The 12467-nt window shown below is 71.3% G+C and carries 13 protein-coding genes and 1 pseudogene; 8 read left to right on the forward strand and 6 right to left on the reverse strand.

Translation table 11 applies throughout. The features are described 5' to 3' along the window. The first annotated feature begins 184 nt into the window (after positions 1-184). The 6 genes from AC6EUL_RS04180 to AC6EUL_RS04205 all read left to right on the forward strand — a co-directional run bounded on the left by AC6EUL_RS04180 (position 185) and on the right by AC6EUL_RS04205 (position 5700). Entirely contained in the window at positions 185-421 is a 237-nt protein-coding gene (locus AC6EUL_RS04180; protein ID WP_056348962.1) for a hypothetical protein, read from the forward strand. Then, complete coding sequence (locus tag AC6EUL_RS04185; RefSeq protein ID WP_499869021.1) at positions 418-1728, forward strand: acyl-CoA dehydrogenase family protein; 1311 nt, start codon at positions 418-420, stop codon at positions 1726-1728. The genes AC6EUL_RS04180 and AC6EUL_RS04185 overlap by 4 nt, the downstream gene beginning before the upstream one ends. Positions 1729-1737: 9 nt before the next feature. Further along, complete coding sequence (locus tag AC6EUL_RS04190; RefSeq protein WP_407067280.1) at positions 1738-2328, forward strand: SAM-dependent methyltransferase; 591 nt, start codon at positions 1738-1740, stop codon at positions 2326-2328. An 11-nt stretch (positions 2329-2339) separates the two neighbouring features. Then, complete coding sequence (locus AC6EUL_RS04195; protein WP_499869098.1) at positions 2340-3065, forward strand: cytochrome b/b6 domain-containing protein; 726 nt, start codon at positions 2340-2342, stop codon at positions 3063-3065. Then, positions 3058-3798 (forward strand): molybdopterin-dependent oxidoreductase, encoded by a 741-nt coding sequence (locus tag AC6EUL_RS04200; RefSeq protein ID WP_056379202.1) that lies wholly within the window; start codon positions 3058-3060, stop codon positions 3796-3798. Before AC6EUL_RS04195 ends, AC6EUL_RS04200 begins: the two co-directional genes overlap by 8 nt. Before the next feature lie 216 nt (positions 3799-4014). After that, on the forward strand, positions 4015-5700 hold the full coding sequence (locus AC6EUL_RS04205) for a methyl-accepting chemotaxis protein (protein WP_499869025.1): 1686 nt from the start codon (positions 4015-4017) through the stop codon (positions 5698-5700). 72 nt (positions 5701-5772) lie between these two features. Here the strand turns inward: AC6EUL_RS04205 and ureG are convergent, their stop codons facing one another. From ureG to AC6EUL_RS04235, 6 genes are read right to left on the reverse strand one after another with little or no spacing between them, the layout of a single operon-like run. Next, the gene (ureG, locus tag AC6EUL_RS04210; RefSeq protein ID WP_056216663.1) at positions 5773-6402 is read right to left on the reverse strand and encodes an urease accessory protein UreG; all 630 of its coding nucleotides are present in this window, start codon (positions 6400-6402) and stop codon (positions 5773-5775) included. Between the two features lie 23 nt (positions 6403-6425). Next, on the reverse strand, positions 6426-7100 hold the full coding sequence (locus AC6EUL_RS04215; RefSeq protein ID WP_056216666.1) for an urease accessory protein UreF: 675 nt from the start codon (positions 7098-7100) through the stop codon (positions 6426-6428). Next, positions 7093-7602 carry an urease accessory protein UreE gene (locus tag AC6EUL_RS04220; RefSeq protein ID WP_056216668.1) on the reverse strand — a complete coding sequence of 170 codons (510 nt, stop codon included), beginning with the start codon at positions 7600-7602 and terminating at the stop codon, positions 7093-7095. Before AC6EUL_RS04220 ends, AC6EUL_RS04215 begins: the two co-directional genes overlap by 8 nt. Before the next feature lie 50 nt (positions 7603-7652). Continuing rightward, positions 7653-8135: a DUF29 domain-containing protein gene (locus AC6EUL_RS04225; protein ID WP_056348954.1), complete on the reverse strand. Its 483-nt coding sequence runs from the start codon at positions 8133-8135 to the stop codon at positions 7653-7655. Positions 8136-8188: 53 nt separating this feature from the next. Further along, entirely contained in the window at positions 8189-9916 is a 1728-nt protein-coding gene (ureC, locus tag AC6EUL_RS04230) for an urease subunit alpha (protein WP_056216672.1), read from the reverse strand. A gap of 4 nt (positions 9917-9920) precedes the next feature. Next, entirely contained in the window at positions 9921-10541 is a 621-nt protein-coding gene (locus tag AC6EUL_RS04235) for an urease subunit gamma (protein ID WP_056216674.1), read from the reverse strand. A 208-nt stretch (positions 10542-10749) separates the two neighbouring features. Between AC6EUL_RS04235 and puuE the strand changes: the two are divergent. Further along, a pseudogene (gene puuE / locus AC6EUL_RS04240) lies at positions 10750-11640 on the forward strand (allantoinase PuuE); the annotation flags it as partial. A gap of 90 nt (positions 11641-11730) precedes the next feature. Then, entirely contained in the window at positions 11731-12396 is a 666-nt protein-coding gene (gene rutR, locus AC6EUL_RS04245; protein ID WP_056216678.1) for an HTH-type transcriptional regulator RutR, read from the forward strand. Positions 12397-12467 lie beyond the last annotated feature (71 nt).

Consider the following 12467-nt stretch of genomic DNA (forward strand, 5'->3'; position numbering starts at 1 on the left):
GCCGGCCTCGACGGCGAGTCCGCCCCCCGTGTGCGGCCGCACCAGCCGGACACGGAGCGATGCAGGGCGGCGTTTCGCCGGGCGGGCCTGCGCGGCTCCGGGCCCGAGGCGCGTCTTCGAGACCATCCTCATGGTTTTCGTCGCGAAATGCGACGAAGCGCGACGGTCTTCGAAAACCCGGACCGTGGATGTCGAGACCGCCCAGATGCCGGTAGGAGCGGCCCCGCTGGTGGCCATCGGCGCCTTCACCCTGGTCACGGTGGGCTGGACCCTGCGGGCCCTGCTGACCGACCTGCGGGCCGGCCGCGGCGAGCGGGCACGGATGTCCGCGGTGGATCGATCCGGGGACGCCAGCGCCCTTCGACGCGGGAAAAATCGGCCGTCTGTGTGCAAACACCGACTGGAGATCGCGCAGGCGTGATCCATGTGCTGGAGATGAACTTCATTCCACCGCATCGGCATCTTCAGGATTGTTCGGAGACCCACGCCGCCCGCATCCAGGCCGCGGCCCGCGCGGTCGCGGACCGCGCGGGCGAACGCGCCGATGCCCTCGACCGGGACGGCGGCTTTCCGGCCGAGGATATCGCCCACGCGCATCGGGCCGGGCTGCTCGCCGCGCCGCTGCCCGTGGCCCTGGGCGGTGCCGGCCTCGATGCCCCCGCGATGGCGCCGGTTCTCGCCGATGTCCTCGCGCAGATCGGGCGGGGCAGCCTCGCCCTGGGTCGCCTCTACGAAGGGCACGTCAACGCCCTCTCCCTGGTCCTGCGCTATGCGGCGCCGGCGGTGATCGAGCGACTGGCCGGGGATGTCCGTGCCGGACACCTGTTCGGCGTGTGGAATACCCAGCCCCAGGCCGGCGGCCTCAGCCTCGAGAAAGTCGGCGGCCTCAGCCTCGAGAACACCGGCGGCCTCAGCCTGGAGAACGCCGGCGGCCTCAGCCTGGAGAACGCCGGCGGCCTCGCACCCGCCGGGGACGCCTGGATGCTGAGGGGGGTCAAATCCTTCGCCTCCGGAGCCGGCTCGGTCACCCGCCCCCTGGTCACGGCGCGCCGGCCCGACGGCCGCCAGCAGATGCTGGTCGCCGATCTCGAGGCCGGGACCCGGGCCGACCTGTCCGGCTGGCAGGCGCAGGGCATGCGGGCCTCGACCTCCGGGCTCCTCGACTTCACCGGCCTGCCCGCAGGCCCCGGTTGCTTCATCGGTGACCCGGACGACTACTTCGCGGAGCCGCATTTCTCCGGCGGCGCCTGGCGCTTCGCCGCGGTGCAGCTCGGCGGCATCGAGGCGGTGTTCGACGTCCTGCGGGGGCATCTGCGGTCCACCGGACGCGGCGGCGACCCACATCAGGCGGCCCGCCTCGGCGAGGCCGCGATCGCGGTGGAGAGCGCCCGCCTCTTCGTGGCCCAGGCCGCCCGCCTCGCCGCCGACCCCGAGGCGGAGCCGGACCGGGTGATCGCCTACGTCAACCTCACCCGCCTCGCGGTGGAGCGGGCCGGCCTCGACGTGCTGGAGCGGGCCCATCGCTCCGTGGGACTGGCGGGCTTCCTCCGTCCGCATCCCCTGGAGCGCCTGGCGCGGGACCTGGCGACGTACCTGCGCCAGCCCGGGCCCGACCGGGCCCTCACCAGCGCGGCGGCTCACGTCCTCGGCGATGTGCGACCGGCGGACCGGCTCTGGCGCGACCTCGCCGGGGCGCCGAGCCCCGACGAGGTTCCGGCCGATCTTTAGGCGGTGACGGTGATGAGACGCTCCCCGCAGACGCTGCCGCCGGATTACTTCACGGATCTCTACGCCGCGAACCCCGATCCGTGGGACTTCACCACCAGTCCCTACGAGCACGCCAAGTACGACGCCACCCTGGCGGCGCTGGGCCGCGAGACCTACCCGGAGGCCCTGGAGGTCGGGTGCTCGATCGGCGTGCTGACCCGCCGGCTGGCCGACCGCTGCGCGGGGCTGCTCGCCCTCGACGTGGCCGAGACGGCCCTCGATGCCGCCCGCGCCCGTTGTGCGGCGTGCCCCCACGTCGCGTTCCGGCGCGCCGCGGTGCCGGCGGAGTGGCCCCCCGGCCGGTTCGACCTCGTGGTGCTCTCGGAGGTGCTGTACTTCTTCACGCCGGACGATCTGGCCCGCATCGCCGAGCGCCTGGTGGCGGCCCTGAAACCGGGGGGCGAGGTCATCCTGGTCCACTGGCTCGGTGAGACGAACTTCCCCTTGAGTGCCGATGCGGCGGTGGAGACGCTGATCGATCTCACCCGCGGCGCCCTCGAACCCGACCGCAGGGGCCGCACCGAGCGCTATCGCCTCGACGTGCTGCGGGCGCCCGCGTGAGCCGGCCCCCGATGGTGGAGGAGCCGGGCCCGTCCCTGGTTCACCGGCACGCCGCCTGGGTGCGCCTGACCCATTGGCTCAACGCCGTCGCGTTCCTCGCCCTCCTGGCCAGCGGCATCGCGATCCTGCTGGCCCTGCCGCGGCTGTTCTGGGGCGAGACCGGGGCCAACGGGGCGCCGGCCGCCCTCGAGCTGCCGCTGCCGGTGAACCTCGAGCAGACGGGCTGGGGCCGCAACCTGCACTTCCTCGCCGCCTGGGTGCTCGTCCTCAACGGGATCGTCTACCTCATCGTAGCGTTCGTCGGCGGTCACTTCGCCCGCGACCTCGTGCCGGATCGCGATCAGCTGGCCCCGGGCCACCTCGCCCGCGAGATCGCCGACCACGCCCGCCTCAAGCCGGCGCGCGGGCGCGAGGCCCTGCGCTACAACGCCCTGCAGAAATTCGCCTATCTGGTCGTCCTGTTCGTGCTGTTTCCGCTGATGGCGCTGACCGGGTTGACCATGTCGCCGGGGGTCACGGCGGCCTACCCGGAACTCTTTGCCCTGTTCGGCGGCCGGCAATCGGCGCGCACCCTGCACTTCGCCGTCGCCTGCCTCCTCGTGCTCTTCCTCGTCATCCACGTGGCCCAGGTCTTCGTCGGCGGGGCCGGCAACCTGATGCGGTCGATGATCACCGGACGCTTCCGGGTTCCCCCGGAGAGGGTCCGGGCGACCTTTGCGGAGCCCCCCGATGCGTGACCTCTCGCGCCGCCGCCTCCTCACCGGCTCGGGCAGCCTGATCGGCGCCGGCCTCCTCGGCGGCTGCGACGCCCCGGCGCTGTCGCGGCTCGCCACCCCCTATGACTGGAGCAACGGCCTGACCTTCGCGGTCCAGCGCTGGCTCCAGCGCCACCAGCCCCTGGTGCGCGAGTTCGGGCCGGAGGCGATCTCGGCGGTGTTCCCGACCATCAACACCACCGACCCGGACAACCCCGATTACCAGCGCTCGAAGGCGCTGGGTTTTTCCGACTGGACGCTTCCGGTCACCGGCCTCGTGGCGCGCCCGGGCGCCTTCTCCCTGGCCGACCTGAAGGCGATGCCGGCCCGCACCCAGATCACGCTTCATGCCTGCGAGCAGGGCTGGTCGGCCATCGGCGGCTGGACCGGCGTGCCCCTGGCCCACCTGCTGGCGCAGGTCGGGTTGCGGCCGGAGGCGCGCTTCATCGTGGTGCGCAGCGTCGACGGCTGGTGGGACAGCTACGACCTGTTCGACGCCCTCCACCCGCAGACCATCCTTGCCTATGGCATGAACGGCGACGCCCTGCCGGTGGCGCACGGGGCGCCGGTGCGCCTGCGGGTCGAGCGCCAGCTCGGCTACAAGAGCCTGAAGTACATCAGCGCCATCGAGGCCGTGGACCGGGTCGACGTGCTCGGCAAGGGGCGCGGCAGCATGGTCGCCGAGCTCGGCTTCCCCTGGTACGCGGGCATTTGATCTCACGCGGCGCGTGTATCCGGGCGCCACTGGACCGTATAGCGAGTTTCATCGCGCGTTGAACGGACAACCCTGTACGCCATCGCCGAGGCGGCATCGGACATCGGAAACATAACAAAACAGTTATCGTTACTCTCTGCGCCAATCCGATAACGTCGTGTTAAGCACGCAGTTGTTTCCTCCGGTCGGAATGCAAATCCGGACGGTCCCTCAACGATGCGCGTATCCCTGAAATCCATCCTGATCGGTTCGGCAACTCTGCTCGGCGTCGCCGCGGCGGGTCAAGGCGTGGTCAGCGTCGTGAAGCTCAGGGCGATCGAGCGCGAGGTGAACGAGGTCGCGACGAACTGGCTTCCCTCCGTCAACGTCGTGAACACGATCAGCACGGCGACGCGCGACGTGCGGGTGAAGCTGTACCGCTTCGTCGTGGCCTCCGAGACGCCGCAGGCGCTGGCCGAGAACGAGGCGGGCCTGAACACCGCCCTGAAGACCCTCGACGGCCTGCGCCGGACCTACGAGCCGCTGATCAGCTCCGCCGAGGAGAAGGCGCTCTACGACACCTTCGCGCCCCTGTGGTCGCGCTACACCGAGGGCCAGCAGAAAGTCATCGACCTCATGAAGGCCGGCCGCCAGGCCGACGCCCTGGCGCTTACCACCAGCGCCGCGATGGCCGACCTGAACAACGGCGCCATCCGGGCCCTGCAGCGGGCGGTCGACTTCAACCGGGAGGGCGCCCAGCGCAGCACCGCGCTGAGCATGGCCAGCGCCGGCTCGGCCATGCTCACGGCCTGGATCGCGATGGCGATCTCGGTGGTGGCGGCCCTCGGCGCGATGCTGTTCAGCCTGTTCGGCGTCGCGCGTCCGATCGAGCGCATGACGCGCACCATGGGCAGGCTGGCCGGAGGTGACACCAGCGTGGAGATTCCGTCCCGGACCCGCCGCGACGAGATCGGCGACATGGCCGCCGCCGTGAGCGTGTTCCGGGACAACCTGCTCCAGACCCGCAAGCTCGAGGCGGAGACGGTCCTGGCGCGGGCCGGGGCGGAGGCGCAGCGCCAGGCGGCGATGCGGGCGATGGCCGACAGCTTCGAAGGGGCGGTGGGCGGCATCCTCGGCATGGTGACGAGTTCGGCCACCGAGCTGCAGGCCACTGCCCAGAGCATGGCCGGCACCGCCACCCAGACCGCCAACCAGTCCAGCAGCGTGGCCGCGGCCGCCGACGAGGCGGCCGCCAACGTCAACACCGTGGCGGCCGCGGCCGAGGAACTCGGCTCCTCGGTGCAGGAGATCGGCCGCCAGGTCGGCAGCTCGGCCGCCATGGCCCAGACCGCCGTGGCCGAGGCCGCTCAGACCGCCACCTTCGTGCAGACCCTGAACACGGCCGTGGCGCGCATCGGCGACGTGGTCACGATGATCACCTCGATCGCCGGGCAGACCAACCTGCTGGCGCTGAACGCCACCATCGAGGCGGCGCGGGCCGGCGAGGCGGGCCGAGGCTTCGCGGTGGTGGCCGCCGAGGTCAAGGAGCTGGCCAACCAGACGGCGCGGGCCACGCAGGAGATCGGCGAGCACATCAGCCAGATCCAGGGCTCGACGGGCCAGGCGGTGGCGGCCATCGACGGGATCGCGGCGCGCATCCGCGAGATCAGCGGTGTCGCCACCTCGATCTCGGCGGCGGTGGAGGAGCAGGGGGCGGCCACCCAGGAGATCGTACGCAACGTGGCGCAGGCGGCGATGGGCACGGGGGCGGTGACGGCCAACATCGCGGGCGTGGCGGGCGCGGCCGAGGAGACCGGCGCGGCCGCCGCCCAGGTGCTGGGCGCCGCCTCCGAGCTCTCGCGCCAGTCCGAGCACCTCAGCGCCGAGGTCCAGCGCTTCCTGGCCACCGTGCGCGCCGCCTGAGCGGCGACGCGAACGATCGGATGAAAAAGGGCCCGGAGCGATCCGGGCCCTTCTCGGTGTCAGGCTCAGCAGCTAGCTCAGGCCGCCCGCCTCCACCACGAAGCGCGCGATGGCGTCCGCCCCGTGGCCGTCGCGCAGGGACGAGAACACGTAGGGCCGGGCGCCGCGCATGCGCTTGGTGTCGGATTCCATGATGCCGAGATCGGCGCCCACCAGGGGCGCGAGGTCGGTCTTGTTGACGATGAGGAGGTCCGAGCGGGTGATGCCGGGGCCGCCCTTGCGGGGGATCTTCTCGCCGCCCGCCACGTCGATGACGTAGAGGGTCAGGTCGGCGAGCTCCGGCGAGAAGGTGGCCGCAAGGTTGTCGCCGCCGGACTCGATCAGGATGAGGTCGAGCTTCGGGAAGCGCCGGCGCATCTCCGCCACCGCCGCGAGGTTGATCGAGGCGTCCTCGCGGATCGCCGTGTGCGGGCACCCCCCCGTCTCGACGCCCATGATCCGCTCCTCCGGCAGGGCGCCGGCCACGGTGAGGAGGCGGGCATCCTCCTTCGTATAGATGTCGTTGGTGATCGCGCAGATCTCGTAGGTATCGCGAAAACGCTTGCAGAGCTGCTCCATCAGGGCGGTCTTGCCGGAGCCGACAGGGCCACCGATGCCGACGCGGAGCGGGCCGTTGAGAGCGGAGCCGTTGGCGGAGTTCATGACACGATCCTCAAGAGGGGGCCTCAGGAGCGGAAGATCCGGGAATACTGGGTCTCGTGCCGGAACGAGCCGAGGTCGAGGTTCAGGGTGGCGCTGCCGAGATCGTCGAGCGAGAGGGCCGGAATCGTGGCGGCGAGCGCCGTCACCCGCGGCGTCAGGGCGGCGATGATCCGGGTGCCCGCGCTCTGGCCGATGGGCGCGCAGCGCAGGGCCGCCGAGACGAGGTTCTGCAGGAAGGCGAGGCCGAAGCCGGCGAGCACCGGGACCAACGCCATGCGGTGGGCCCCGGCCGCGAGCCCGACGGCCACCGGGTAGGCGACCGCACCGGTCAGGCCCGCGGCGAGCCGGTCGAGGCCGGGCGTGCCCCAGGCCGCCACGGTGGCGTCGAGGAAACTGCGGCCCTGCTGGCTCGTCTCCAGGTGCAGCTCTCGCGATGGGGCGAGGGCCAGGGCGAGGTCGTTGACCTCGCTGAGCCCGGCGGCGTCGTCCGCGCGCGCCGCCGCATGGGCGTGCGCCGCCAGGATCAGGTCGTTGCGGCCCGAGCCGTGTTCGAGCACGTCGGCGAGCCAGGCCGTCAGCGAGGCCTCGTCGCCGACCTCACCGCTCTCCACCGCGCCCTCGAGCCCGTGCGAGTAGGCATAGGCCCCCACCGGGTAGCCCGGCGACAGCCACGCCATCAGGCGCAGGGCCTCAATCATGGTCGTGCGGATGGTCGTGGTGATGGCCGTCGTGGTGATGGGAGTGGCCGTGATGGGGGTGGACTGCGCCCGCGCCCGCATAGGCGCCGCCCTCCGGCCGGAACGGGCGTTCCACCGGCTCGGCGCTGCCGCCTAAGCCCCGCACCATCTCGGCGAGCACGTGGTCGAAACCGATATAGACGGCGTCGGCGCCGATCTCGGCGGGGATGTGCCGGTTGCCGATGTGCCAGATCAGGCGCTTGAGGGCGTGGTCGTCGGGGGCCCGGATCTCCAGCAGCGGCTCCGGCGCGGCCTCGACCCAGACCAGCCGCCCGTCCTGCAGCACCAGGGCGTCGCCGTCGTCGAGGACGGTGGGCTCCGGCAGGTCGAGCAGGAAGCGCAGCCCGCCCGCGCTGCGCATCGCCACGCGCCGGCGGTGCCGGTCGCCGTGGTCGAGAACGATGCGGTCGACGATCTCGCCGGCGAGCGCGTCGCGACGCAGGACTTTCGTGGCGCGGATCATGGGGCGTGGGACGATGCGGTGCGAGGGGATCACGGGAGCGGCGGGTTTCATCAGGTGAAGCGTGGCTCGATGGGGCCGGGATAGAAGTCATCGTCCCGGATCTGCGCCAGGGTGTAGGGGCACGGCGACGGAAAGGTCTGTTCCGCCAGCCCGGCCTCGCTCGCCGCGCGGACGCGCCCGAGCTGATAGGCCTTGCTCAGGACCGTCTCCGGCCAAGCCCGGAGACTCGGGCTGACCTCGAGGAGCCCCTCGATCTGAAGGCGCTGTTCGACGATCGAAGCACGCCAGCCGTATTTCCGCTGTTCCGGTTGAAGCTCCCACTTCAGCAGGTGCTGCAACAGCACGGCGAGCCGAGCCCGGATCTCGGATTTCTGCGATCCGCCCAAGCTCTCGATCTCCTCGGCGATGTGGTGCCAGTCGATGTCCTGCCGTCGCCCCGCCCGCAGCAGGGCGGCCTGATCCTGCGTCCACGAATAGAGGTCAGTCTCGTAGAGTTCGTGCCCCTGGGATGGGCTGAGGGCAGCCTTGGACATGGAAAGCTCCGCGGGCGTCGGCCGCATCCTACCGCAAAACGGAACGCATCGCCTCAAAACAGGAAGTACCGCTGCGCCATCGGCAGGACGTCGGCGGGCTCGCAGACCAGCAATTCGCCGTCGGCGCGGACGTCGTAGGTCTCGGGGTCGACCTCGATGTCGGGGGTGGCGTCGTTGAGGATCATGCTCTTCTTCGAGATGCCGCCGCGCACGTTCTCGACGGCGACGAGGCGCTTCTGCACGCCGAGCCGGTCGCCGAGCCCGTCCTCGATCGCCGCCTTCGACACGAACGTCAGGGCGGTGGCGAAGGGCACCCGGCCGTAAGCCCCGAACATCGGTCGGTAATGCACCGGCTGCGGCGTCGGGATCGAGGCGTTGGGGTCGCCCATCGGGGCGGTGGCGATGGCGCCGCCCTTGATGACGAGATCGGGCTTCACCCCGAAGAAGGCCGGATTCCACAGGACGAGGTCGGCGAGCTTGCCCGGCTCCACCGAGCCGATATGGGCCGAGACGCCGTGCGCGATGGCGGGGTTGATGGTGTACTTGGCCACGTAGCGGCGGGCGCGCAGGTTGTCGTTGCCGGAGGTGTCCCCGGGCAGGGCGCCGCGCTGGCGCTTCATCTTGTCGGCCGTCTGCCAGGTGCGGATGACGACCTCGCCGACCCGGCCCATGGCCTGGCTGTCCGACGACATCATCGAGAGGGCGCCGATGTCGTGCAGGATGTCCTCGGCCGCGATGGTCTCGCGGCGGATGCGGCTCTCCGCGAAGGCCAGATCCTCGGGGATCGCCGGGTCGAGGTGATGGCACACCATCAGCATGTCGAGATGCTCGTCGATGGTGTTCTTCGTATACGGGCGCGTCGGATTGGTGGAGGAAGGCAGCACGTTGGCGAGCCCCGCCACCTTGATGATGTCCGGTGCGTGGCCGCCGCCCGCCCCCTCGGTGTGGAAGGCGTGGATGGTCCGCCCCGCGAAGGCCCGGATCGTGTCCTCGACGAAGCCGGATTCGTTGAGGGTGTCGGAGTGGATCATCACCTGCACGTCGTGGAGGTCGGCGACCGTGAGGCAGGTGTCGATGGCCGCGGGGGTGGTGCCCCAGTCCTCGTGGAGCTTGAGGGCGCAGGCGCCGGCGCGGATCATCTCCACCAGGCTCTCGGGCCGGGCGGCGTTGCCCTTGCCCGCGAAGGCGAGGTTCATCGGGAAGGCATCCGCCGCCTCGATCATCCGGGCGAGGTGCCAGGGGCCGGGGGTGCAGGTGGTGGCGAAGGTGCCGTGCGCCGGCCCGGTGCCGCCGCCGAGCATCGTGGTGATGCCCGAGCACAGGGCCTCGTCGATCTGCTGCGGGCAGATGTAGTGGATGTGGCTGTCGAACCCGCCGGCCGTGAGGATCTTGCCTTCGCCGGCGATCACTTCAGTGCCGGGGCCGACCACGATGTCCACGCCGGGCTGGATGTCCGGGTTGCCGGCCTTGCCGAGCCTGGCGATCCGGCCCTTCACGAGGCCGACGTCGCACTTCACCACGCCCCAATGGTCGAGGACCACCGCGTTGGTGATGACGGTGTCGACGGCGCCGTCCTGGTTGGTGACCTGGGATTGCCCCATGCCGTCGCGGATGACCTTGCCGCCGCCGAACTTCACCTCCTCGCCGTAGGTGGTGTGGTCCCGCTCCACCTCGATCACCAGCGACGTGTCGGCGAGGCGGATGCGGTCGCCGGTGGTGGGGCCGAACATGTCGGCATAGGCGGCCCGGGGCAGGGCGGCGCGGGGGGGCATGTTGGCCATGGCGTCAGAGCGCTCCCATCACGTCGCCGCGGAAGCCGTACACGGTGCGGCCTCCACCGAGCGGCACCAGAACCACCTCCCGGGTCACGCCGGGCTCGAAGCGCACCGCCGTGCCGGGGGCGATGTCGAGGCGCTGGCCGCGCGCCGCCGCGCGGTCGAAGGTCAGGCCGGGATTGACCTCGTAGAAGTGGTAGTGCGAGCCGACCTGGATCGGCCGGTCGCCGACGTTGGACACCGTCACGACCGTGCGGGGCAGATCGGCGTTGAAGACGATCTCGCCGGGCTGCGTGGTCACGGTGCCGGGCACCTCCGCCGAGGCCGCGCCCCGGATCGGGTGGTGCACGGTGACGAGCTTGGTCCCGTCCGGGAAGGTCGCCTCGACCTGGATGTCGTGGATCATCTCGGGGATGCCGTCCATGCACTGCTCGGCCGTGAGCACGTGCCCGCCGGCCTGCATCAGCTCCGAGACCGAGCGCCCGTCCCGGGCGCCCTCGACCACGAAGTCGCTGATCAGCGCCACCGCCTCCGGGTAGTTCAGCTTCACGCCGCGGCCGAGCCGGTTGCGGGCCACCTGCGCGGCCATGGCGAGGAGGAGCTTGTCCTTTTCGCGTGGGGTCAGGAGCACGGGGACCTCGGAGGTTGGGCGCGGACGTCTCGGGCCCGGGAAGGCAAGGACCGTGCGCGGCGGAGCCGCGCGCCGGGAACGCGGCGCGCATGGATGCATCCCTGGACAGCGAGCGCAAGCGGGCCGCGGCCCGCCCTCCGGTTGACAGGATGCGGGTCCCCGGCCGAACAGCGGGGGCGATCCTTCTCTCCGTCCCGAGGGCCGGCCGTTGACCTATCCCCGCGACCTCGTCGGCTACGGCCGCACCCCGCCGCACCCGCATTGGCCCGACGGCGCGCGCATCGCGGTGCAGATCGTGCTGAATTACGAGGAGGGGGGCGAGAACTGCATCCTGCACGGGGATGCGGCCTCCGAGGCCTTCCTGTCGGAGATCGTCGGGGCGCAGCCCTGGCCGGGCCAGCGCCACATGAGCCTGGAATCCCTGTTCGAGTACGGCTCGCGGGCCGGGTTCTGGCGCCTCTGGCGGCTGTTCCAATCGCGAAAAATTCCCGTCACCGCCTTCGCGGTCGCCACCGCGCTCGCCCGCCACCCGGACGTCGCCGCGGCGATGCGGGAGGCCGACTGGGAGATCGCCTGCCACGGCCTCAAGTGGATCGACTACCGCGACTTCACCCGCGCCGAGGAGAAGGCGCACATGGAGGAGGCGATCCGCATCCACACCGAGATCACGGGCGCCCGCCCGCGCGGCTGGTACACCGGGCGCTCCTCGCCCCACACCCTCGACCTCGGGATCGAGGCCGGGATGACCTATCTGGCCGATTCCTACGCCGACGACCTGCCGTACTGGATCGACGAGCCCAGCGGCCGGGGCCTGGTGGTGCCCTACACGCTGGACGCCAACGACATGAAATGCGCGGCGATCCAGGGCTTCAACACGGGCGACCACCTCTTCACCTACCTGCGCGACACCTTCGACGCGCTCTACGCCGAGGGGGCGGAGGCGCCCAAGATGATGTCGGTGGGCCTGCATTGCCGGCTCGTCGGCCGGCCCGGGCGGATCGGCGCCCTGGTCCGCTTCCTCGACCACATCGCCGCCCACGACCGGGTCTGGATCGCCCGGCGCATCGACATCGCCGAGCACTGGATGCGGACGCACCCGCCCGCCTGAGGGCGGCGCGCCGCAATAGCGCGGGACATGCCGGCTCGCCCCCCTTGCCAGGCGCCGCCGCCGCGGGCTTCGATGCGGGCCATGACAGAGACCAGCCCGGACGCCGCCGTCGCCCCCCCGCCCGCGCGCCGGCGCCGCAAGGACGGCGAGGCGCGCCGCGTGATGATCCTCGATGCGGGGCTCGCCCTGTTTTCGAGCGTCGGGCTGCACGGCGCCAGCGTCGAGGGCATCGCCGAGCGGGCCGGCCTCTCGAAGACCAACCTGCTCTACTACTTCCCCTCCAAGGAGGCGCTCTACGTCGCGGTCCTGCGCCGGGTGCTCGCGGTCTGGCTCGATCCGCTCCAGGCCTTCGACGCCGACAGCGAGCCGGCCGAGGCCTTCCGGCACTACATCCGCGCCAAGCTGACCCTGTCGCGCGACGCGCCCCAGGCCTCGCGCCTGTTCTGCCTGGAGATCGTGCAGGGGGCGCCGCTGCTGCGGCCGGAGCTGGAAGGCCCCTTGCGCGACCTCGTCGAGGCCAAGGCCACCGTCATCCGGAGCTGGAGCGCGCAGGGACGGATCGGCCCACACGACCCCCATCACCTGATCTTCTCGATCTGGGCGATCACCCAGCACTATGCCGACTTCGCCGTGCAGGTGGATGCCGTCACCGGGCGCAGCCTCGACGATCCGGCCTTCTTCGAAGCGGTCGTCGGCAGCACGCAGGAGCTGATTCTGGCGGGCCTCGGCCTGAATCCGAGACCGTAGGGGGCGGAATCCGCCGCCGATCTGGGCAGGGATCGCTCAACCGCTGGGCAAACCGAAGAGACTTTATGCAA

This window comes from Methylobacterium sp. 001424705 (assembly GCF_059816145.1).

What these genes read in the sequence shown, in the direction of transcription:
- AC6EUL_RS04195 (WP_499869098.1), top strand. Translation starts at nt 2,340, where the DNA reads ATGGTGGAGGAGCCGGGCCCGTCCCTGGTTCACCGGCACGCCGCCTGG.
- AC6EUL_RS04200 (WP_056379202.1), top strand. Translation starts at nt 3,058, where the DNA reads ATGCGTGACCTCTCGCGCCGCCGCCTCCTCACCGGCTCGGGCAGCCTG.
- AC6EUL_RS04205 (WP_499869025.1), top strand. Translation starts at nt 4,015, where the DNA reads ATGCGCGTATCCCTGAAATCCATCCTGATCGGTTCGGCAACTCTGCTC.
- ureG (WP_056216663.1), bottom strand. Translation starts at nt 6,402, where the DNA reads ATGAACTCCGCCAACGGCTCCGCTCTCAACGGCCCGCTCCGCGTCGGC.
- AC6EUL_RS04215 (WP_056216666.1), bottom strand. Translation starts at nt 7,100, where the DNA reads ATGATTGAGGCCCTGCGCCTGATGGCGTGGCTGTCGCCGGGCTACCCG.
- AC6EUL_RS04220 (WP_056216668.1), bottom strand. Translation starts at nt 7,602, where the DNA reads ATGATCCGCGCCACGAAAGTCCTGCGTCGCGACGCGCTCGCCGGCGAG.
- AC6EUL_RS04225 (WP_056348954.1), bottom strand. Translation starts at nt 8,135, where the DNA reads ATGTCCAAGGCTGCCCTCAGCCCATCCCAGGGGCACGAACTCTACGAG.
- ureC (WP_056216672.1), bottom strand. Translation starts at nt 9,916, where the DNA reads ATGGCCAACATGCCCCCCCGCGCCGCCCTGCCCCGGGCCGCCTATGCC.
- rutR (WP_056216678.1), top strand. Translation starts at nt 11,731, where the DNA reads ATGACAGAGACCAGCCCGGACGCCGCCGTCGCCCCCCCGCCCGCGCGC.